We start from the raw sequence: 21,198 nt of genomic DNA, 5'->3' as shown, positions 1-21,198 counted from the left end.
GACAACATACATAGAGCCGAATTCGTCGCGGCGATCAGGATCCTGCACGTGCGAGGATCGCCTCGGCCAACTCTTCGGCTCGCTCTTCCGGAATCCAGTGACTTCCGCCGTCGAGCACGACGAACTCGTAGGGGGCGTCCACGAATTCACCACAGCGTTCTGCGCCTGCGCGGCCGAGCGCTGTGTCGCCGGTGCTCCAGACATACGTGGTCGGCACGGTGGTGCGATCGATGTCGCCGAAGTCGCGGGTCATCGCGCGGTACCAGTTCAAGGCGCCGGTCAGCGCGCCCTCCCCGCTCAGGACACGAATGTGCTCGTCGGCGAATTCAGGATCGATCTGGCCGTCGAACATAGCGCGCAGCCGGCGAAAGTTGTCCTCCGACAACACTTCCTCGGCTTTGCCCTCCTGTCGGAGAAGTCCGATGTACGACGAGCGTTGTTTTTGGTCCTCGTCCTCGCGGAGTGCCCAGCCGAAGGCGGTGGGGTGGGGGACCGAGATCGCGGTCAGACTGCGGATCCGGTTCGGATGGCGACCGGCGACCTGCCAGGCGACCGCCGAACCCCAGTCGTGGCCGACCAGATGCGCGTCGGACAGGCCGAGTGCGTCGAGCAATCCGACGACGTCGGCTACCAGATGCTCGATCTTGTAGGCATCCACCCCTTCGGGGCGCGCGCCGGCGGAGTAACCGCGCTGATTCGGTGCGATAACGCGGTAGCCCGCTGCGGTGAGCAGTGGTGTGACCTTGCCCCAGGATGCGGCGCTCTCCGGGAAGCCGTGCAGCGCTACCAGCGGAATGCCGTCGTCCGGGCCCGAGATCAGTACGTCGAAGGTGAGGTCGCCAACGGGGATTTCGTATGTACTCGTGGAAGACATGACTCTCACCGTACGTCGAAAAGGTGAACCCGAGGTCAGTTTCGAGGTGGATTCCAGGTGGCCATTCCGAGCATGATGACTCGCAGTTGCTTCTCGGCTCGTGTGATGACGGCGGCTTCGTCGCGATACCCGGCCGTCCCGGCGTCCAGCAGTTCGACGACAGCGCTGAACATCGTCGAGACGATCAGGTCGGCAGCCATTTCCAGATCGTCCGACGACCAGCTTTCCAGTCCGGCAATTCTGGAGAGGTCGATGGTCAGTTCGCTGACGAACAACCGCATTTCAGTGGCTATCGCACGTCGTACCTCACTGACGCCGCTGTAGCGTTCGCGGCAGAGGAACCGAAACTGTCGCTCGTGTGTATGCACTTGTCGCACAAGGATGCCCAGTGACGTAGCGGCGTCCTTGGTGCTGGGATTACGCCTTGCGTCGCGCAGCATCTGGCGCAACATGCGCATGCTCTCTTCGACGAGGACGACACCGACGTCCTCCAGTGAAGCGAAGTGGCGGTAGAACGCAGTCGGAACGATCCCGGCTTCCCTGGCTACCTCTCGCAAGCTGATTCCGGCGAAGCCCCGATCGGCCGAGAGGTCCATGGCAGTGTCCAGGAGCGCTTGGCGTGTGCGTTCCTTCTTTGCGGCACGACTTTCCGGCTCCCTGTTGTCGGGTTCCCTGCGCTCTGGGTTCACCGGTCCGGCCTTCGTCACGACGTCGAGTGTAGGTACAGGCATTCCGGCTCCTTTCGGCAACTCGTGTAACTCGGATCACATTCTTGTTGACATGTACTTGTGTGCACCTGTCACACTATCTTCGGTGAACATTTGTACACTGAATTCACGCAGTCGGGGGAAGCTAGCCCAGCAATCGAGATACCCGGCAATCGAAGTACGAGGAGGGTCATGACAATCGCATCTGCTCCTGAGAACACGACACCGAAGTCCACACCTCGGCGCGGACTGTCCTTGGTGGGACTGATCGAAGCCATGGCTGCTCCACATCAGATCGACCGATACCTCGAGTTGGTCAACCCGATGGCGACCGTTCGTGACATTCGCGCGCAGGTTGTCGCCGTCGACCATCCGACGGCTGACTCCGTCACTCTCACGCTGCGCCCGACTCGCCAGTGGCGCGGTTTTCAGGCGGGCCAGTTCGTGCAGTTGGGCGTGGTGATCGACGGTGTTCGTCACACTCGCTGCTACTCGCCGGCCGGGGGCGCGTCTACGCGCAGCGGGCTGATCGAGCTCACCGTCAAAGCGCATCCGGGTGGCTTGGTGTCGCAGTATCTGTACGCCAACGCAGCGCCCGGGCTCGTTGTCAGCCTCTCGCAGGCAGACGGGGTGTTCTCCCTTCCCGTCGACCGCCCGCGTCGGGTGTTGTTGATCAGTGGCGGCAGTGGAATCACCCCGGTCATGTCGATGCTTCGGACGCTGGTGGAGGAGCAGCACTCGGGCGAGATCGTGTTCGTGCATTACGCGAACTCCGATGCCGACGTGGCGTACACGCGCGCGCTGAAGACCATCGCCGAGCAGAACTCGAACGTGAAACTGGTACTCGTGTACACCGAAAGCGGTGGAGGTGACCTCGAAGGTTTCTTCGATCGCGGGCACCTCGACGCGGTGGCTCCTTGGATCGCCGATCCGGACACGATCGACGCTCAGGCTTATCTCTGCGGACCTCCCGGACTGATGCGGGGAGTGCGTGAGGTGTTCCGTGAGGTCGACGTCGAGCACTTGCTCAACACCGAGGAGTTCGCGCCGGCGGTGGCCGAGCCGGGGGAGGCCGGCGGCGAGGTGTCATTCACCAAAAGTGGGGTGGCGGCCGAGAACTCCGGCGAAACACTTCTCGAACAAGCAGAAGCTGCGGGCCTCAATCCCGAGTACGGATGCCGGATGGGAATCTGCTTCTCCTGCACCTCCGTCAAGAAGGCGGGCCGTACCCGAAACGTGCGCACCGGTGAGACAGACGACGAGCCGGACAAGAAGATCCAGCTGTGCGTCAGTGCTCCCGTCGGCGACGTCACCGTCGACATCTGAAGTCCCATTTTCCACACGACTGTCTGGAGACCGACATGTTTGGACTTTCACTTCCCACCCTCCCGTTCCTCGGCAACGGTTCCGATGCGAAGGACGACGCTCCCGTCGTTCTGACGTACGAGCAGGTCGAGGAGATCGGCCGCGAGTTGGACGCATTGCGCGATCGCACCGTCGCCTCGCTCGGGGCGGAGGATCGGGAGTACATCTACAAGATCATCAAGGCTCAGCGCGGGTTCGAGGTCGCAGGTCGCGGCTTGATGTACCTGGGCTTCCTGCCTCCGGTGTGGCTCGCGGCAGTCGGTGCATTGAGCGTGTCCAAGATCCTCGACAACATGGAGATCGGCCACAACGTCATGCACGGTCAGTACGACTGGATGCGTGAACCAGGGCTCAATTCCGAAGTCTTCGAATGGGATACGGTGTGCCCGGCCGACCAGTGGCGTCACTCGCACAACTACATGCATCACACGTACACTAATATTCTCGGCAAAGACCGCGACATCGGATACGGCATCCTGCGTATCGACGACGCGCAGAAGTGGAACCCCTATTACCTCGGTAATCCGGTCTGGGCCTTCGCCTTGATGGTGCTCTTCGAGTGGGGCGTGATGATGCACGATCTCGAGATCGAGAACGTCATTCAGGGCAAGCGCAAGTGGCACGACGTCAAGCCGCTCCTGAAGGGCTGGTGGAACAAGGCGGGCAAGCAGGTCCTCAAGGACTACGTCATCTTCCCGGTTCTCACGGGGCCGCTGTTCGTGACCACTCTCGCGGGGAATGTCACCGCCAACCTGGTCCGGAACGTGTGGACGTACTCGATCATCTTCTGTGGCCATTTCCCCACCGGTGTCCAGAGTTTCACCGAGGACGAGACGGCCGACGAGACTCGCGGGCAGTGGTACGTGCGTCAGATGCTCGGCAGCGCCAACATCGAGGGAAGCCCGCTCTTCCACATCATGTCCGGCAACCTCTCGCACCAGATCGAGCACCACCTGTTCCCGGACCTGCCTGCGCATCGTTATCCGGAACTCGCTCCCCAGGTGAAAGAATTGTGTGGGAAGTACGGTTTGCCGTACAACACCGGTGGGTTCTTCAAGCAGATCGGTTCGGTATGGGGCAAGATCTTCAAGCTCGCTCTTCCGCCCGGTTTGGTCAAGTCGAAGACCCCTCCCGGTGTTATCGTCGAGCGCCAGCGAACTGCAGCCTGAGAGGCACACACTGATGGTCGGGAAATTCGAACGCCGCAAGGACACGGTCCAGGAACTGACCGAAAGTGCAGCCAACCACGTGGGCTCCATCGCGATGATCATCGCCGGGGCTGTTCGAGACGTGACGCGCGAGATCGGCGACTGGGTGTCCGACGGAATCGAGATGCGTGAAGCAGCGAAAAAGGCTGCGGCTGACGATCGTTCGGAGTCCGTGACCATCGAGCACGACGAGACCGATCCGCCGGAAGATTGGCGTTGATTCCAACTCTTCGATCGCCGAGACAGTAAGGCCGACGACCGGATCGCCCAACCGCGAGCCGTTTCGCCTGAACGACCACGTTGCCCTCCGTCACAGATGACGGAGGGCAACGTGGGTTTCGTGGACTGTTTCGGCGGCCGAAGACGCGGATCGAACACCGATCACGAGTGAGGTCCTAAGCAGCGCTTCCGAGGCTCGCCGAGTCGAAGCTGCCGAGCCCGGTGCTACCGAGACCGCTGCTCCCGACTCCGCCCAGTGCGAGCGCATTGCTGCTGCCCGCGCTCAGTAGCTGGACGATGATGTTGATGACGATGGGGTCGCCGGTGAGCGGAATTGTAGGCACAGGGGGACCTGCTTTCTGTTTCGAGATGTGGTGAGAAGGTGAGCGGCGACGGGATCGTCGACGTGGTCAGGCGGGCTGTTTCAGCCACTTCCGGTGCTGCCGAGCGACACGATGGAGCCGTTGCCGAAGCCGAGTGCTCGGGAGAGTGAGCCGAAGTCGATGACCAGGCTGCCCAGGGTGTGCTGGTTTATCACGGTGGTTCCTGTCTGTGCCGCGACTGTGTGATGCGAGCGGGTAAGTCGATCAGGGAGCAGGCGTCGTGGGAGTTTCGCCGCCGCCGCCAATCGGAGAGTTGTCGGTGTAGAGGAAACTGCTGCCGGCGTTGAACATCTGTAGGACGGTGTTCAAAACGACGGCCAAAGCGCCTGTGGTTGGTGCGGCGATCATGTGCTTGCTCCTGGTTTCAGCGGTGGCGACGTGGTGGTCACCGTGGTCACCGCCATCACAGTGTCAGGCGGCTTGGAGCGGGCCCTGTGCGAGAGATTCTCTCGCACAGGGCCCGAGATTCGTCCTAGGAGACGCCGCCGCCATCCGTCGAGCCCGTGCCGGTGCTGCCCGCGTTGAAGAGCTGCAGGATGGTGTCGAAGAAGGCACCGAGGAGAGCGTTATCCTGGCCGTTGATCATGTGTTTCCCCTTAATTGTTACTGGTTTGCGCGGTGATTCGCACCACACTTTTATAGCCCGGTTCGGAGCGGAAAAGTGGGGTCCAGGCGCCACACGTGGACAGCTAATAGCGAGGATGTGAGTGTTCACATTTTCGCTGGACGATTGTCCACATCAGTGCTTGCGAAGGTCAGCGAGATCATGGCAGCGCGCAGTTTGAGCAGTTCAGAGGGCAGGGCCGGATCCAATCCGGTCAGGGTTGCGATGCGCTTGATTCGATTGTCGACGGTGTTGGTGTGCAGGCCGAGCGCCGACGCGGTGCGCTGACGATGCTGGCCGTTGGCGAGATGTATGGACAATGTCTGCAGCAGTTCCGGATTGCCGTCGAGTGGCTTGAGAAGATTGATCAAGCTGTCGCGGCCTGCGCCACCCCGAGTGAGTTGATACTCGAGCGCGAGGTCTTCCATTCGGTACGACCGCGCCGGCAGTCGCAGGCGCCGCACGAGTTGCGCCAATTCGTGAGTGGTTGCTTGGGCGGCGGCGATATCTCGTACCGCGGCGTTCTCGGCGATTGCTGTGATCTCCACCCCGACCGTTGCGCGTGCACGTTGGATGACCTCGCACACTGTTCCCCAGTCGGGCGTGCCCTCGATCAGCACCAGACCACGTTGCGGTGCAGGAGCTTCGAGCAGTGCCGACCCGAAGTGGGCCGAGATTTTCGATTGAGCGACGGAGAGGTCACGGTAGGCCTGTATGCGCTGGTGGTTGCCGTTGCGTGCTCCCGGGCGGATGGGCGGCAGGTTCACCAGGAGCCGCAGGACGAGATAGCGGGGTGCGAGTTCAATGCCCATCTGCAACGCAAGCTGGGTGGGATCGTCGCCGTCCAGCATGGCTTTCACGAGAGCGCCGGCGGAGTATTCCCCGAGTTGGGAACCGGCTGGAAGAGCCGAAAGATAGCTGATCGAGATGAACGAGTGAAGCCGCTGCGCGAGTGCGAACAAGAACTCGTTGAGATCCCCGAGATTGGCGGAGTCCTCGGCGTCGGCCCGGCTGAGGATGAGGGTGCGAAAAGTGCTGATGCCCTCGTTGGTCAAGTTGAGGATCGCGCTGAGTGGCACGCCTTTCAATGCTTGTTGGACGGTCATCGTGTGAATGCCGTCCAACTCTTGGTCGGTGGGAAGTTTGCGGTGATCCAATAGCTGGATCCCCACTTGGAGCCCCTGCACGATCACCGCAATCAGTTCCCGACGTACTGCCTCCGTTTGGAGGGAAGTCAACGTCGGGTTGGCACGGGACAGGTGATCTACGAGATCGCTTGCCAGTGGGATGACGTCGTTGACCGCTGTGGAGGCGGGCTTGCCTCCCAACATGAGCGGTCCCGGGTTGTTCAGCAGCGCTGGGGACATGGGTGGCCTCCTCTAGACAGGTGCGTCGCCTGGCACAGGCACCCGGAGGCTCGGCGCGTTACGAAGCGGGGTACACGCTGAGGCCTTGTTCGGGGGCATACTCGCCGCTGAAATTTGCGGATCGAATTGCGCCAGGCGTTGTGATTTCTACCACATGAACGATCGTCCAACTGTGAAATGGACAAATGTGAAGATAAGTCCATATGCCCCACGCGCTGCGGACCTAAACAATCGTCCACTTACGGTGTTTTTCGACGTCAGAGCGGAAAACGGATTCGGAGGACACTACGAGTTCCGTCTGGGATGATTGCCGGCGCCTACGGTGCTCGTCGCGGGCGATTTGCTCAGATCAAGCTCGAGGGCCCTGGGTCCTCGCGGACCCAGGGCCCTCGCGGCCTAGGTATTGATTCGACCAGTCCGATGTACGGGAACCGGTTCAGGGTGAAATCACCCCTTTTTGTACTGCTGTCTGTATTGCGGAAATCTCTAGATGACGCCCAGCGAAATCATGGCGTCGGCCACCTTCACGAAGCCGGCAATGTTCGCGCCGTGCACGTAGTCGCCCGGCTTTCCGTACTCGGCAGCGGTGTTGATGGTGCGCTTGTGAATGCCGCGCATGATTCCGGCGAGACGCTCGTCGGTGTACTCGAAGCTCCAGGAATCACGCGAAGCATTCTGCTGCATTTCGAGGGCGGAGGTTGCAACGCCACCGGCGTTGGCCGCCTTGCCGGGCGCGAAGGCTACGTTCGCGTCACGGAAGAGCTGGATGCCACCGGGGGTGGTGGGCATGTTCGCGCCTTCGGCAACGGCCTGAACGCCGTTGGCGATCAAGGTCTTTGCGGCATCTTCGTCGAGCTCGTTCTGAGTCGCGCAGGGGAGTGCGACGTCGCACGGCACGTCCCAGATGGAACCATCGGCGATGAACTCGGCATGCGGAACTGCGTCGGCGTACTCGCTGATGCGGCCGCGGCGAACTTCCTTGATCTCCTTGAGGAGGTCGAGATCGATGCCCTTCTTGTCCACGATGTATCCCGAGGAATCCGAGCAGGCGATCGCGACGCCGCCGAGCTGGTGGATCTTCTGGATTGCGTAGATGGCGACATTGCCGGATCCGGAGATCACGACGTTCTTGCCTTCGAGGCCTTCACCCTTTGCCTTGAGCATTTCGGCGACGAAGTACGCGACGCCGTAGCCGGTGGCCTCGGTGCGAACCTGCGATCCGCCCCAGGTGATGCCCTTGCCGGTGAGGACGCCCGACTCGTACGTGTTGGTCAGCCGCTTGTACTGACCGAACAGGTAGCCGATCTCGCGACCGCCGACGCCGATGTCGCCGGCCGGAACGTCGGTGTATTCACCGATGTGACGCTGCAGTTCGGTCATGAAGGACTGACAGAAGCGCATGACCTCTGCGTCGGAGCGGCCCTTGGGATCGAAGTCCGACCCACCCTTGCCGCCGCCGATGGGCAGGCCGGTGAGTGAGTTCTTGAAGATCTGCTCGAAGCCGAGGAACTTCACGATGCCCAGGTTGACGCTGGGGTGGAAGCGCAGGCCGCCCTTGTAGGGGCCGAGTGCACTGTTGTACTGCACGCGGAAGCCACGGTTGACGTGAACGTTGCCCTGGTCGTCGGTCCACGGCACGCGGAAGATGATCTGGCGTTCCGGCTCGCAGAGCCGCTCGATGAGTCCGGCGTCGGCGTAGCGGGGGTGGCGTTCGAGCACTACGTGAAGAGACTCGAAGACCTCTGCGGCGGCCTGATGGAACTCGGGCTCTCCTGCATTGCGAACCAAAACCTGATCGTAAATCTGCGCTACGCGGTCACGTACGGACACCGCTCACCTACCTCGTTGTGAGAACTCTTTTACATTTCCGTTACATACTAGGCGCCTTTATTGCTATATCGGACAACTGTCCTGTGAAGGTGAAATCGGACACAGCTGTCACTTGTGTCAGTTGAACGGGCGATTTATAACAATTTGCTCAGCTTTCACTCTCTTAACACATTCCAAATGGTTTGCTTCTGCGGTCGGGGATCACTGTGCCTGTGGTCCGAACGAGTCGAAATGATCAGAGGGGCTGCACGTGCGTAATAAACACTCCATGTCGGCGATGTTGTCGATAGGCGTCGTCACGATTGCCGCGACGATTGCCGCAGCACCGTCTGCGTCGGCGATCGGTGGACCGTGCGGTTCGGGAGGAAGTGGTTCCGCCGGATCGATGACGGGTTCGCTCGGCTCGCTGACCGGATCGCTCGGCAGTGGTTCCGCCGGTACCGGCTCCCTCGCCAACGCGCTGCCTTGGATCACCGGCGCCCCCAACGGTGCTCTGCCGGTGCTGACCGGCCGGACCAAGGCGATCGAAATGGTCACTGGCCCAGGCAGTCCCAACAACACCATCGAGCGGTTCAACGTGTCGGGTACCGACCTCGGAATCATGTGGGACAACGGTCTTTCGGGGCCGGATCACGACGTGCTGATGGCATTCGGCGACACGGTGGGCGACTGCGACACCCCTGGTGACGACTGGCGCAGCAACGTATTGTTCCGCAGCAACGACACCGCCATTGCCGACGGGATGAAGATCGACAGTTCTCCTTTGGACGGCCCCAATCATTCCAAGGAGATCATTCCGGGATTCGGCATTCCGGGTGAGTTCACCACCATCCCGACCGCTGGAATCTCTTACGGTGGTGTGCAGTACATCAGATTCATGTCCGTTCGGTCGTGGGACGAACCTGGAGCCTGGACCACCAACTACTCGGCTCTGGCTTTCTCCACGGACAACGGTGAGAACTGGGAACTCGATCCGGCGACAGTTCGCGCCAATACCGAAGGACTTGGCATTCCGGGGATTCCGGCAGTATCGCCGATCAATTCCAATTTCCAGCAGAGCGCCTTCCTCGACGGTCGGGACGGCTACATTTACGAATACGGAACTCCCTCAGGTCGTTTCGGTAAGGCGGTCCTGGCGCGAGTGGCCGGCGCCGACATCAGAAATCTCGGCGCCTACGAATACTGGGACGGCTCCGGTTGGAGTCCGCGAGATACCGATGCCGTTCAGGTCATCAAGGCACCGGTCAGTGAACTCGCAGTGCAGTGGAACGACTACCTGAACAAGTACGTTGCCATGTACACCAGTGCCGAGGGCAACCTGGTGATCCGTCAGGCCGACCAACCGCAAGGCCCGTGGAGTGGTACGCAGACCCTGTTGAGTGGAATCACGTTGCCCGCGTTGTACGGCGGATTCATGCACCCGTGGGCGAGCGGACAGTTCCTCGAATTCGTCGCCACCACGTGGGACCGTTACAACGTCATCTACATGCGGACCGATTTGAACGGACTCCAGATGGCGTCGTCGGATTCGCGCGATCGTCCTGACCCCGCGACCACCGGTGAGGCTCGCGTACTCGAAGTCACGATGCCGGAAGACCGCTAGCCGAGCAAGATTCGACAACTATGGCCTGCAACTCGATCGAGTTGCAGGCCATAGTTCTGTGGGTAGTGATATTCGGGTGATACTCAGAGAATGAAGAGCATTTCCTGATACGTCGGGAGTGGCCAGTGATCGTCGGCGACGATGGTTTCGAGGAAGTCGGCCGCTGCACGTACCTCTGCCATGGCGGGCAGGAGTGCGTCCTGTGCGTGCTTGGCCTGATCGAATGGCGACTCGCCGGCGTCGGTGTCGATTGCTGCGCGCAGGGCCGCGAGCGCTGTGCGCAGAGCCGCAACGGGCGCCGACACTTCTTCGAGCGGTGCTGAATCCGGTTCGAGGCCGGCAGACTTCAGTGCGACGAAGTTCTGCGCAACTTCCGTCTGGTGGCGCACTGCAGCCGGAAGAATCAGCGTCGTACCGATTTCGGCGGCCAGGCGTGCCTCGACGCCGATGCTCAGTGCGTACTGTTCGAGTCCGACCTCGTAGCGGCTGTGCATCTCCCGGTGGTTGAAGACCTTGTACTTCTCGAAGAGTTCCATCGAGGATTCGGTGATCAGTTCAGGAAGGGCGTCCAGCGTCGTGCGAAGGTTCGGCAGGCCGCGAGACTCGGCCTCGATCTGCCAGTTCTCCGAGTAACCGTCGCCGTTGAAGACAACCGCACCGTGGTTGGTGATGATCTCGGTGAGCAGATTCTGGACGGCGGTGTCGAAATCGGCGCCGTCGGCGACTGCGGCCTCAAGTTCGGTGGCCATGTAGTCCAAGGCCTCGGCCATGATCGTGTTGATGGTGACCATCGGGCCGTTGACTGTTTGCAGCGATCCTGGCGCGCGGAACTCGAAACGGTTGCCGGTGAAGGCAAATGGGCTCGTACGGTTGCGATCGCCCGGGTCGGTCGGTAGGACGGGAAGGGTATCGGCGCCGATCATCATGGTGCCCTTGTCCTTCGACGATGTCGCGGCGCCCTTGGCGATCTGCTCGAAGACGTCGGCCAGTTGATCGCCGAGGAAGATCGAAATGATGGCCGGGGGAGCCTCGTTGGCGCCGAGGCGGTGATCGTTGGTTGCCGATGCGACCGACGCGCGCAGGAGGCCCGCGTATTTGTGGACGGCCCGGATGACTGCGGCGCAGAATACGAGGAACTGGGCATTGTCATGCGGATTGTCGCCGGGGACAAGCAAACTGCCGAGTTCGGAGTTGCCCAGCGAGAAGTTGACGTGCTTGCCGGAGCCGTTGACACCGTCGAACGGCTTCTCGTGGAACAGACATTCCATGCCGTGCTTCTTGGCGATTGTCTTGAAAGTGGTCATCAGCAACTGCTGGTGGTCCGCGGCGATGTTGCCTCGCTCGAACATCGGCGCGATTTCGAACTGGCCGGGCGCAACCTCGTTGTGCCGCGTCTTGGCGGGGATACCGAGTTTGAAAAGTTCCCGCTCGGTGTCCATCATGAATCCGAGCACACGTTCCGGGATCGCCCCGAAGTAGTGGTCGTCGAACTCCTGGCCCTTGGGCGGCTTTGCGCCGAAGAGTGTTCGGCCGGCGTTGAGGAGGTCGGGGCGGGCGAGGAAGAAGTGTCGATCGATCAGGAAGTACTCCTGCTCGGGTCCGCAGAACGACACGATGTGCTCGGGATCGGTATGGCCGAACAACTTAAGGATTCGTTCGGCATGGAAACCCATCGCCTGTTGTGAACGCAGCAGGGGAGTCTTGTGGTCGAGCGCTTCGCCGGTCATCGAAACGAACACGGTCGGGATACACAGTGTGTTGCCGTTGGGGTTTTCGAGAACGTAGGCCGGGCTCGTGACATCCCAGCCGGTGTATCCGCGAGCCTCGAACGTGTTGCGCAGCCCGCCGTTCGGGAAACTCGAAGCGTCGGGTTCACCTTGGATCAAGGTCTTGCCGGCGAACTCCGCCAGTGCACTGCCGTCGCCGACCGGCTCGAGGAAGCTGTCGTGCTTCTCGGCGGTCAACCCGGTAAGCGGATAGAAGACGTGGGCGTAGTGGGTTGCGCCCTTCTCCAACGCCCAGTCCTTCATCGCCGACGCGACCGCGTCGGCGACCATGGGATCGAGCGGTTTGCCTTGCTCGATCGTCGCCATCACCGATTTGTAGACAAGCTTGGGCAGTCGCTTCTGCATGACCACCTTGTTGAAGACGTTGGCTCCGAACACCTCTCCGGGTGTCTCGTCGGTCGTGAAGCTGACCACCGGAGGTGTATAGGCCTCGACGTCCTTGATCGCTTGCAAGCGAACTGCATTTCCACTCATGTGCTTACCCCTCGCCCGGGCCCAGGGCTGCGCTGCTGATTGCGAGCCCGACTTCGGCAAACCCTACGAACCTCCGGTATCGGGGGTGTTTCGTAGATATTGCGCCTGTCCGCAAACTTCGAGTCACAACGGAAATGTCGATCTGTCGGAGGTCTACGGCAGACTTCGAGCCGACGGGCTATTGCAGGACAGTCGAATCGGAGAGTCTTTGTGATCAGGGTGTTGGTGCCAACAACGGTGGAGCAGGGCGATCTCGCGGAAGTGCTTCGGTTGTACGACGAACTTGTCACCGAGACCCGAAAAGAGGTCGGCTGCATCAACTACGAGTTATTGCAGCGCACCGACAATCCCTGCGAGCTCGTGTTGGCGGAAGAATGGGAATCGCAGGAGCACCTCGACGCTCATACCCATACCGAGCACTTCGTCAGGTTGGTTGAGGCGCTGGCCAAGCTCGAGACGGCAGCGCCGGCGCAGATCTTCACGAAGGTTCTGTAGCGGCGGAGTCAGGTTTCAGTGCTCGCTCAGGCGTCGAACAACCATTCCGGAGAGCCCCGAGCGTCAACTAGGCGACCCGTTCCGACACACGCGGAAACTGGTTTGCATCGACACGCCAGAATCATCGTAGGTCCGTCGAGTCCGCTGTAGGACAGCGCCTTCGGGCGCCAGCCGGGCCTCGTGCCGGTGTCGGCCGACCTGCACGGGCGCTCTATACGGTGACGTCGGAGTAGGGCATATGCTCTGACACCCAAGGAAATACGAATTCCATGAGTAGCAGCACCACCGCGACCACGAGAACGATCGCCAGCAGGGCCTTCACTGGTCGGGGGCCGGGGAGCGCTCCCCAGAGGTATCCGTACATTCATTGCTCCTGGAATGCCGCGGGAATGGTGCCCGAAGTCTTCGAGATTGTTTCGACGAGAACCGCGTGGACGATCAAGCGTTCGCTGTTCGAGTAGAGCGGATGGCACGTGGTCAGTGTCAACATACTTTCCAGCGTGGCGTCGGGCTCGGCCCAAGGGCTTCCGGGCAGCGGGTTGACGACCGCAACATCCCCGGGCACGGTGATGCGCCGCCCGAGGAGATGGACGTAGTCGCCTTCGGAAACGCGATCGGCTTGCTCGGGATTCAAGCAGGCTTTCGCCGCAGCGCGACGTTCGGGCGAGGCCTGGTCGAGTGGGAGTAACCGATACGTCATCCATTGGAACTCTGTCTCCACGACGACGGCATCGCATGCATCGAGTCGATCCAGGTGTTGGAAGACTGCGCCGGAACCGTTGCGGTGCCCGGCGAGTGCGAAGTTTCCGGCTTGGCCGGGCATCTGTGTGTCTGGATAGTGGCCGGGGCCGGCCCGCAGATCCTCGTTGCGTGTGCCCTCGACGATTGCGTACGCGGCGCCGAGTGTGGGGAAATGCACGCGCGCGAATCCCTCGCCGAGCACAGGGATCAGCGGGGACACCGGCTGACCATCGATCGCTCCTGGGGCTTCGGGGACTTCGGCCCAGGATTCCTCCAGACTGTTGTTGAGCTCGTCCTGCAGCCGCCCTGAGACGATATTGGTCCAGAACGCCTCGTAGATGACGAACAGCAAGATGACGACCCCGGCCGTGAGGAGCAGTTCGCCGATTACCTGGCCTGCGCCCGGCCGACGACGCCCTGGAACTTCGGTATCGCTCACGGACCGGGGTCTCCTCTTCACAGATTTACCGAGCTAACTGATGTGTCGAATTGGTGCCGTATCGAACTAGCTGCCCGCGTTGATCGTGGCGCTTCCGGTACCGCCGAGGAGATCGTAAAGGAGTACGGACAGGCGACCGAGGCCGTCGATCGCGGCAGAACCAGTGGTCTCGATGCCTTCGATGACGATCGGGAACGGGAGGAATGACATGGTGTTTCTCCTTCGAAGGGTGGGCCACGGGGGCGGCCGCGAGATGAATACGTCGTGACGGTGACAGGGCGGGTGCGACCAGGCGTATGTCGCACCCGCCCTGTTTCGGTATTCCTGGTTGGGAGTTACTCCTGGCCGGGTGCACGCTTGCGGTTACGCAGGGTGAGCCATGCGCCACCGCCGATCAGTGCCAGCGCTAGACCGGCGAGCCAGATGACGTTCGCGCCGGTTACCGGCAGGGACGATGACTGGTCCGGTTTGGCCTGAGCAGGATTTCCCGGAGCAGGTGTGCCCGGAGCACCGTTGTGTCCACCACCGTTGTTGCCGGGAGCGTTGTTGCCGGGAGTCGACACGTCAGTGCCTGGTCCTCCGGGTACTTCAGAGCCCGGCCATGTCGGGATTTCCCACGGCGGCAGCGGGATCGGGATCGGGATGATGATCAGCCCATTGCTGCTGGTTTTGTTCTCGAGTCCCAGGACCACCGACTTGTTTGCTTCGCCGGTGAGCTCGACGGAAGTTGCGGTCGGTTCGCCGTCGATCTTCGAGACATCCGCCTTGCCTTCCTTGACGCCCCAGATCACGTCACCCCACTTGACGTTGGTGACGTCGGTGTGAGCACCGGTTTCTGTGAAAGTGATGTCGGTGTTCAGCGGGAACTGGACCCGGCCGTCGATGACGGCTGCGTCGCACTGGGCGGTCGGAGTGACCGAAGCGCCCGGCTTGACATCGAGAACACAAGACCGCGCCTCATTGTCGATGTCCGTCCACGTAGCCGTGACCTGGAAGATCGTGGATCCGTCCTTGGCCACCTGGCTGCCCTTGGGGCCGGTCACGATCTTGTCGATATCCACCTCGGTGGTCGGGATCGGGCGGTTGTGGATCTCCACCACAGCCTTCTCACCGGCCACCGCCTTGACGGTGTCGCGGTAATCGTCGTCACCGGCATCCGCGGAGACGTAGTAGTACGGCCGCGCCCAGTCGATACCGGCCAGTGGCTTGGGGTCGACCTCGGAGAAGGTGATCACGGTGTTCCGCGGCACAACCTCGTCGGACGTCCAGCTCCAGTCGTTTGCGGCATCGAGGGTGATGGTCTGGCCCACTGCCGGGAAATCAGTTCCAGCGGGGAGTGCCGGATCGATCCCGTCGATACGGACCTCGAACGTCGCGCTGTCAGGCAGGTCGGCCTCGGGTGCGCGGACGGGGTTGCCGTCAGCGTCGAGGATGAACTTCGTGAATTCGACCGATCCGAATTTCCACAGCGCCTCGTTCGACAGCGTGATCAGCCGACCGTCGGTCGGGTCGTCGGAGACTATGCCCGTCGCGGTGCCGTCGAGGTTCGAGTGCAGCCACGATTCGCCTTCCGGGCTGGTGCCCCAGGAGATCGTGCCCCACTCGACTCCGTCGACATCGGGACGGCCGGTCTCGGTGAAGGTCACCTCGGTGCCGACAGGGAGGTCGACGCCGAGCGGTGTGGTCTGTCCCTGCTTGACGCTCAGCACCTGGGTGCGGTACTCCACACCGTCGCGCCAACGCGCCTCGACCGTGAACTCCACGTCGTCGCCGACGGCCTCGGCGGCCTCACCGCCGACCTGCTTTGCGATGCGCAGAGTGCCGTCGTTGACGTCGACGAAGTTCGACACCTCGATCTTGCGCAGATCCTTGCCGATGGTCACCACGGCTGCGTTGTCCGGACTGATCCTGACATTCCCGGAGTATGCGGGCACGCCATAGGCGAGACCGTCACGGTTTGCCGGAACCAGCTCTGTCAGTGTGACTTCGGTGCCGCCCGGCAGGTTCTCGCCGAACGGAACCGGGGTGCCGTCGGACGGAAGAGACAGCGTCTTGCTCTGCGGGTTGTCGTCCGTATCGAGCCAGGTGGCAATCACGTCGAAGCTCGCCGGTACGGCCTTGTCGGACGCCTTCGGGCCCGTGAGCTTTTTGCTCACTTCGAAGGTGCCTTGCGTGATCGTGGCCTCGTTGGTGACGGAGACCGTGTTCGCCGACGCGTCGGTGCCGATGGTGAGCGTCTTCGGGCTGATCACCGGCAGCGACCACGTCACGAGGTCGGTGTTCGTCGGTTGGACCTCGGTGAAGGTGACTTTCGCTCCGATGGGCAATTTGCCCAGGTCGTAGTGCTGACCGTCCTTCAGGGTGAATTGACGCAGCTCGTTGCCGGCGGCGTCGTCACCGAAGGCGATCTCTGCGTTGACGACGAAAGCCTCGAGCCCCGTGCGCGCTCCGTCACCGATGACGGATTTGGTGATCCTCGCCGATCCCAGGCTCGCTTTGTTGAGCAGTGTGACACCGACATTGCTCTTCGGCGTGATGGTCACCAGCGCCTCGGTGCGGTCCCCGTTGAGCGTCACACCCTCCGACGGGCGGAACGTCCCTCTCTCGAAGTACACACCGTCAACGGTCGGGAGGTTGATCTCGGACAGGCGGATCTGCCAGCCGGTTCCGCGGGGGTTGATCCCACTGACGGGTGTCCCGTCAGCCTTCACCTTGATCTCGTAGGAGCTCACCGGGGCGTCGGTCGCTGGATCTTGCCCGGGGGCGAACTCCTCGACTTTCACAGTGAACTCGGTGTCTTCCGGGAATTTCTCGGAGAAGGGAGCGATCTCCTTCAGAAGCGAGAACGAGCCCCGCGACACACCTTGGCCGGTGCCGCCGCCGCCCCATTCCTGCTTGACGCTCTTCGACAGCGTCTGCTTGCCGGCATAGGTGAGGGTGTTGGAGTATTCCGTGTCGCGCTGGTCCAGTCCGCCGCTGCTGGTGCACAGGGTGTAGCTGACGAGGTACTTCGTCTGACGGCTGTAACCGTCCGCGTCCCGAGGGAGGGTGAGATCGAAACCGCCGTCGGCGCGCGCCACCGAGGTGGCGTCGGTTATATCGCGTTTCTTGTTGCCGTCGAAGAAGTCTTGCGCGACGACCTTGAGATTGAGGTTGCTCTTGAGGTCGCCGCCGATTTCACACACCGTCATGTTCGGTGAGAACCTGTCGTTGATGACCGCCGGTTCCGTAAGGCCCTCGAGATCGTGTCCGGAGATTTCCACGGTCCAATTGAGGGTGGTGCCTGCCGGCTGCTCCACACCGCCGATCGTCTGCGACGTGGTGTTGATCGCGCCGTTCTTGCCGCTCGTGAACCCAGGTCCCTCAGTCTTTCCCGTGATCGACGTCTTGTTGACGACCGCCGAGTTGGTGAGATGGTCCTCGGAGTCCGGCACCTCGGTGGTGGTCAGGCAGGTCCGGTACGTGAAGTAGTAATACTGTTCTTCGTTGAATGTGTCCGGGTTATCCACAGTGATCGCCGCGGTGAAGGTACTCGCGCCGGCTACTGCGCCGATGGGAGCAATGGTGAATCCTGCGGCAGGAGTGCGGTAGTTGGGTTCGTTCTCCCGCCCTGGGAGGTAGTCAGACTTCTCGATGACTACCTGCACGCCCGAGGCACAGACCGCATGGGGGCCGCCGAAGGTGTCGGTGATGTCGATCTTGTGGTTGTTGGCGGCAATGTCGGTGCCCGGAACCACAATCGTCCAGACGGCTTCCATATTGCGCTTACCGCCGTCGAGGTAGCCGCCCTTCCAGGGCTCGGTCTGCGGCGCGTAGTCCTGTCCCACGCCATCCGAAGCCACCGTGTTGTCACCGATCGTCACGGAGTTGGTGTACTGAGTCCCCTTGAGATCCACAACGCCGCTGGTCGTGCATGAGGTGTACTCGATGCGGTAGAGCTTGCTGCCCTCGAAGGGCCCGCCGTTGTTGATGTTGATGGTGACCTGATCACCCGCGTCGGGTTGGGTGACGGTGACGCCGCCAGGGGTCTCTTTGAGATCGCCCGGGCGACCGGACCACAGCTTCGCGTTGAGCAGGCTGCCCGCACACACCTTCATGTTGTCGGAGAGCTCGTCGCTCAGGGTCACCGAACCGGTGTTGCCTGTGTCCAACTTGGCCCGATCTGCGCCGGGGATGTCGATGGTCCACCGCACTGACTGCTTGTTGTCCTGGAGTTTGCCGGACTTCGTCGACTCGCCGATTACGCGGCCGTCGGTGATGCCGCCCGTGCCGGGCAGGTCGACCTGCGTGACCTTGTTGTTGATCGTGAAATCCACAGTCTCTGACGTGGTGTACTCGACTGCCTTCGTGTAGACGAAGAAATCGCCCTTCACCTCGTCCGGCCGATCCGCCACAGCGTCGGAGAGCACGCAGGTCATGAGATTGGTGGAAGCAGCCAGATCGCATGTGCCCCAAACCGTCCCATCGTCGCCCTCCAGCGCGATCGTCGGGTTGGACTGAAGCTTCAGCTCGCCAGGGAATTCAATGGTGAACTGGTCGCCCGGCTGCGGACTCGCGCTTGACGCGTCCCAAATGCCCTTCACCGTGACGGAGTCCCCGACCGTGATCTGCTGGTCGTTCTTTCCTTCGACCTGGACGTCGGTGATTTTCACATCGATGCCGGGATTGACTCCGCGTGCGGCCAGTCGCTGCGCCGCCACAGGAGTCGTCGACGAGGACGCCGTCGTGATCGGCGGTTTCGCAGAAGTGGGTGACTCCGACGTGGAAGTAGGCGGTGCCGTCGTCTTCAGTGGCGCCTCCGTCGTAGTCGCGGGCGGCTTCGGTGTGGTCGGAACTATTGTGGTCGGAACTATGGTGGTCGAGGTCCCGACGTCATCGGCCGAGGCAACCTGGACGAAAGAGAACGACGATACGACCAGCGCCAGGACCGCAACGATCATCCCCAAAGCTGCCCACCGAGACACCACCCCCTCCCCGGCACGGCGTGGGAAGACACGGTTACGCATGACGAACACCTTTCGTTCAGAACACATGATTTAGGCCCCGTTTCCGGGGCCGTCGAATAGGGAAACGGGACCTTTGAGCCGCTCTGGAGCCTGGTTGCGAGCGTTGGTGATTCTCAGGCGACCTATTGCGGAGCCGAACAGTTGGTAATCGGACCTGGTTGGCGCCAGCGCAGACCGACGGCCGGCTCTGGGTAGGCCAGGAAATTCCAAGAAAAATCGACCGCCGGTATTACCTAACGCGACGACCTTCGAGGTACTAAAGGCTGCGGCCGAGGATCTTTCCTGCGCGATTCATTGCAGTTCGAGCATGAGCACCATCCCGGATAGCAAAAGCAACAGTGCGATGGCTCCGAGGGGGGAGTCTTCGTGCTACGTGCTTCGCTGCCGTGACGGTTTTCATGAAATTCCTTTCTTAGGCACAACGTAAAGAAATGTGCGCGGGGCCGTTCGCGAGAAGATGCAAATTCCGCGCAAACAACGCAGAAGGCGCAAACCGGGCGATGCGCAATCAGGAATCTAACACGAGCAAATCGCATAGCTGGACACGCCATGGACGTGCGTCCATGCAAGAAAAACTGCGCTTACCTGGGTATATCTATCTTCCGTTGATTTCTTTCAAGTTAACTGGCTGGTTCATCACAATTCGATCTCGACCATCAGTTGCATGCCTGCCTTGGCACTTGTCGACAATCGGTGAGCGGCCGAGCCGAGTCAGCGCTGCTGTACCGAATGAGCCTTTATGCAGTTCACTGCCCCTTATTTGCTGTCGGAACGACAAGGTGTGGAGCGAATTATCTGTGTACACACGCTCGACATAAATGCAAATCATTTTTCTGTGTGTAGGAGGAGGGTGAATTAGGGGGTGAATTCAGTCGCGGGTCATCGAAACCCCTGTTCTGAAATGATCCAGAGATAGGGGTCACATTAGATTCGTTTTTCTTAGCAGATTGGATTCCGGCCTCAGTTAACTGTCGATAATGCTTCGGGGGCCGACATGGCATTTCGAGACGAAGAATCGCCCAGCTTTTCGTAGAAGGCCTTCGGTACGCTTACGTCAGTCCAGCTGATCACGCGCCGCAGCGACTTTGGGCGGCGCTCTTGTGCGCACGGATGAGGCACTGTCTGGGATGTGTGTGGATCTCGGAAAATGCCACGTCGGAGGCTTCTTCGAAGATCTCGAGACCTCGCAAGTTCAGGTCGTTCTCGCGCGCCTCGGCACGATGAACTGGCTTACTTTTCAAGCGCTTTCGATGCCCGGAGTCAAATGGTGACGGTCGTTGCGTAGTTGCTGACGGTGGATGCGACCGGTTCGATCGGCGTGCAGTCGCCACATCCGAGCAACCGCACCGAGTGGCCGCGAGGTCCCTCAGCCGGTACTTTTCGCAGCTCTCTGGACACTTCGCGAAATCGGACCTTCGAATCGAGTTCTCGCGCAACCATTCTGACGCAGCTTGTGTCAATGGCGCTACACCCACGGCTGCCCGCAAGGTTTGACTGCCCCGGCTGCTGTGACGCCTTGGGATCCGGAGCGCAGAGATTCTGTGACAGTCGCGGCCGCTCCGCGTAGCGTGTTGCATGCGACTCAGCCGCCATTGGTGGACTCTTGCCTACCGACTCGTCGTCGTAGAACTTCGTGAGACGACCTTGTCGCAGGGAAGGGCTACAACGATTGGTCGGGTCCGGTCAACGAGGCGGGACCGGTAGTCGGTTGGTGTGCGCCGGTGAACCGCTCGACGACGGATACAACGACGATCGCGAGTGCCAGGATTCCAACGGTCCGGGCGAGTGACTTCAGGGTCTTTGGAAGCGCCTTCTTCATGCGAGGCAGATTACTGCGGACGGTACGCAATTTGTGGGCTAGGTTTCGGTCCGGATCGGATCGGTCTGGACAGAGACCGCTGTGTCTACGCAGCGTGACTATCTGTGAATCAAATCTTGTGGTGCCCCCGGCAGGATTCGAACCTGCGACCAAGAGATTAGAAGGCTCTTGCTCTATCCCCTGAGCTACGGAGGCGCGTGGAACATCATACTCGAGGGTTCGGGATGTGACGCGCGCCGCCCAACTCCGACGCGTTGTCGTAGTCGGTTCGCGAAGG

General features: G+C 61.2%; 17 protein-coding genes and 1 tRNA gene. 5 read left to right on the top strand and 13 right to left on the bottom strand.

Annotation, left to right across the window (positions count from 1 at the left end; genetic code table 11):
- Window positions 1-34 precede the first annotated feature (34 nt).
- Both RA302_RS18605 and RA302_RS18600 read right to left on the bottom strand, forming a co-directional pair.
- A complete protein-coding gene (locus tag RA302_RS18605; RefSeq protein ID WP_003945355.1) occupies window positions 35-874 on the bottom strand; it encodes an alpha/beta hydrolase in 840 nt (279 codons plus the stop codon).
- Between the two features lie 35 nt (window positions 875-909).
- Window positions 910-1,605 carry a TetR family transcriptional regulator gene (locus RA302_RS18600; protein ID WP_003945327.1) on the bottom strand — a complete coding sequence of 232 codons (696 nt, stop codon included), beginning with the start codon at window positions 1,603-1,605 and terminating at the stop codon, window positions 910-912.
- A gap of 168 nt (window positions 1,606-1,773) precedes the next feature.
- On the opposite strand from RA302_RS18600, the gene RA302_RS18595 reads away from it, so the two are divergent.
- Genes RA302_RS18595 through RA302_RS18585 form a run of 3 tightly spaced genes read left to right on the top strand, consistent with a single transcriptional unit; the run spans window position 1,774 to window position 4,374 of the window.
- A complete protein-coding gene (locus RA302_RS18595; RefSeq protein ID WP_338477463.1) occupies window positions 1,774-2,907 on the top strand; it encodes a ferredoxin reductase in 1,134 nt (377 codons plus the stop codon).
- 35 nt (window positions 2,908-2,942) lie between these two features.
- Window positions 2,943-4,115 carry an acyl-CoA desaturase gene (locus tag RA302_RS18590; RefSeq protein WP_058227155.1) on the top strand — a complete coding sequence of 391 codons (1,173 nt, stop codon included), beginning with the start codon at window positions 2,943-2,945 and terminating at the stop codon, window positions 4,113-4,115.
- Between the two features lie 13 nt (window positions 4,116-4,128).
- A complete protein-coding gene (locus RA302_RS18585; RefSeq protein WP_019749125.1) occupies window positions 4,129-4,374 on the top strand; it encodes a hypothetical protein in 246 nt (81 codons plus the stop codon).
- Window positions 4,375-4,549: 175 nt separating this feature from the next.
- Here RA302_RS18585 and RA302_RS18580 read toward each other — a convergent pair whose 3' ends face one another.
- The 4 genes from RA302_RS18580 to gdhA all read right to left on the bottom strand — a co-directional run bounded on the left by RA302_RS18580 (window position 4,550) and on the right by gdhA (window position 8,557).
- A complete protein-coding gene (locus RA302_RS18580; RefSeq protein WP_003945367.1) occupies window positions 4,550-4,717 on the bottom strand; it encodes a hypothetical protein in 168 nt (55 codons plus the stop codon).
- A 243-nt stretch (window positions 4,718-4,960) separates the two neighbouring features.
- Window positions 4,961-5,104, bottom strand: a complete 144-nt coding sequence (locus RA302_RS18575; protein ID WP_003945326.1) for a hypothetical protein — start codon at window positions 5,102-5,104, stop codon at window positions 4,961-4,963.
- A gap of 363 nt (window positions 5,105-5,467) precedes the next feature.
- The gene (locus tag RA302_RS18570) at window positions 5,468-6,727 is read right to left on the bottom strand and encodes a helix-turn-helix domain-containing protein (RefSeq protein ID WP_070160911.1); all 1,260 of its coding nucleotides are present in this window, start codon (window positions 6,725-6,727) and stop codon (window positions 5,468-5,470) included.
- 486 nt (window positions 6,728-7,213) lie between these two features.
- Window positions 7,214-8,557 carry an NADP-specific glutamate dehydrogenase gene (gene gdhA / locus RA302_RS18565; RefSeq protein ID WP_003945368.1) on the bottom strand — a complete coding sequence of 448 codons (1,344 nt, stop codon included), beginning with the start codon at window positions 8,555-8,557 and terminating at the stop codon, window positions 7,214-7,216.
- A 268-nt stretch (window positions 8,558-8,825) separates the two neighbouring features.
- Between gdhA and RA302_RS18560 the strand changes: the two genes are divergently transcribed.
- Window positions 8,826-10,160: a DUF4185 domain-containing protein gene (locus RA302_RS18560; RefSeq protein ID WP_021344745.1), complete on the top strand. Its 1,335-nt coding sequence runs from the start codon at window positions 8,826-8,828 to the stop codon at window positions 10,158-10,160.
- A gap of 83 nt (window positions 10,161-10,243) precedes the next feature.
- On the opposite strand, the gene RA302_RS18555 is transcribed toward RA302_RS18560, so the two are convergent.
- A complete protein-coding gene (locus RA302_RS18555) occupies window positions 10,244-12,421 on the bottom strand; it encodes a glutamine synthetase III (protein ID WP_003945365.1) in 2,178 nt (725 codons plus the stop codon).
- Window positions 12,422-12,646: 225 nt separating this feature from the next.
- On the opposite strand from RA302_RS18555, the gene RA302_RS18550 reads away from it, so the two are divergent.
- On the top strand, window positions 12,647-12,916 hold the full coding sequence (locus RA302_RS18550) for a putative quinol monooxygenase (RefSeq protein WP_231917368.1): 270 nt from the start codon (window positions 12,647-12,649) through the stop codon (window positions 12,914-12,916).
- Between the two features lie 211 nt (window positions 12,917-13,127).
- Here RA302_RS18550 and RA302_RS18545 read toward each other — a convergent pair whose 3' ends face one another.
- The 6 genes from RA302_RS18545 to RA302_RS18520 form a co-directional block, all read right to left on the bottom strand.
- Window positions 13,128-13,280, bottom strand: a complete 153-nt coding sequence (locus RA302_RS18545; protein ID WP_003945315.1) for a hypothetical protein — start codon at window positions 13,278-13,280, stop codon at window positions 13,128-13,130.
- Entirely contained in the window at window positions 13,281-14,096 is an 816-nt protein-coding gene (locus RA302_RS18540) for a class E sortase (RefSeq protein WP_070160226.1), read from the bottom strand.
- Window positions 14,097-14,162: 66 nt separating this feature from the next.
- Window positions 14,163-14,306: a hypothetical protein gene (locus RA302_RS18535; RefSeq protein WP_003945342.1), complete on the bottom strand. Its 144-nt coding sequence runs from the start codon at window positions 14,304-14,306 to the stop codon at window positions 14,163-14,165.
- Window positions 14,307-14,431: 125 nt separating this feature from the next.
- Window positions 14,432-19,102, bottom strand: coding sequence for a DUF5979 domain-containing protein (locus tag RA302_RS18530; protein ID WP_338477452.1), 4,671 nt, complete (start codon window positions 19,100-19,102; stop codon window positions 14,432-14,434).
- Between the two features lie 1,660 nt (window positions 19,103-20,762).
- Window positions 20,763-20,921 carry a hypothetical protein gene (locus RA302_RS18525; RefSeq protein WP_003945304.1) on the bottom strand — a complete coding sequence of 53 codons (159 nt, stop codon included), beginning with the start codon at window positions 20,919-20,921 and terminating at the stop codon, window positions 20,763-20,765.
- Between the two features lie 119 nt (window positions 20,922-21,040).
- A tRNA-Arg gene (locus RA302_RS18520) sits at window positions 21,041-21,116 on the bottom strand.
- Window positions 21,117-21,198 lie beyond the last annotated feature (82 nt).

Source organism: Rhodococcus sp. DN22 (assembly GCF_036669995.1).
Taxonomy (GTDB): domain Bacteria; phylum Actinomycetota; class Actinomycetes; order Mycobacteriales; family Mycobacteriaceae; genus Rhodococcus_F; species Rhodococcus_F erythropolis.
Note: the sequence above shows the minus strand (reverse complement) of the source record. Positions and strands in the feature narration are given on the sequence as shown.

What these genes read in the sequence shown, in the direction of transcription:
- RA302_RS18605 (WP_003945355.1), bottom strand. Translation starts at nt 874, where the DNA reads ATGTCTTCCACGAGTACATACGAAATCCCCGTTGGCGACCTCACCTTC.
- RA302_RS18600 (WP_003945327.1), bottom strand. Translation starts at nt 1,605, where the DNA reads ATGCCTGTACCTACACTCGACGTCGTGACGAAGGCCGGACCGGTGAAC.
- RA302_RS18595 (WP_338477463.1), top strand. Translation starts at nt 1,774, where the DNA reads ATGACAATCGCATCTGCTCCTGAGAACACGACACCGAAGTCCACACCT.
- RA302_RS18590 (WP_058227155.1), top strand. Translation starts at nt 2,943, where the DNA reads ATGTTTGGACTTTCACTTCCCACCCTCCCGTTCCTCGGCAACGGTTCC.
- RA302_RS18585 (WP_019749125.1), top strand. Translation starts at nt 4,129, where the DNA reads ATGGTCGGGAAATTCGAACGCCGCAAGGACACGGTCCAGGAACTGACC.
- RA302_RS18575 (WP_003945326.1), bottom strand. Translation starts at nt 5,104, where the DNA reads ATGATCGCCGCACCAACCACAGGCGCTTTGGCCGTCGTTTTGAACACC.
- RA302_RS18570 (WP_070160911.1), bottom strand. Translation starts at nt 6,727, where the DNA reads ATGTCCCCAGCGCTGCTGAACAACCCGGGACCGCTCATGTTGGGAGGC.
- RA302_RS18560 (WP_021344745.1), top strand. Translation starts at nt 8,826, where the DNA reads ATGTCGGCGATGTTGTCGATAGGCGTCGTCACGATTGCCGCGACGATT.
- RA302_RS18555 (WP_003945365.1), bottom strand. Translation starts at nt 12,421, where the DNA reads ATGAGTGGAAATGCAGTTCGCTTGCAAGCGATCAAGGACGTCGAGGCC.
- RA302_RS18545 (WP_003945315.1), bottom strand. Translation starts at nt 13,280, where the DNA reads ATGTACGGATACCTCTGGGGAGCGCTCCCCGGCCCCCGACCAGTGAAG.
- RA302_RS18535 (WP_003945342.1), bottom strand. Translation starts at nt 14,306, where the DNA reads ATGTCATTCCTCCCGTTCCCGATCGTCATCGAAGGCATCGAGACCACT.
- RA302_RS18530 (WP_338477452.1), bottom strand. Translation starts at nt 19,102, where the DNA reads ATGCGTAACCGTGTCTTCCCACGCCGTGCCGGGGAGGGGGTGGTGTCT.
- RA302_RS18525 (WP_003945304.1), bottom strand. Translation starts at nt 20,921, where the DNA reads ATGAAGAAGGCGCTTCCAAAGACCCTGAAGTCACTCGCCCGGACCGTT.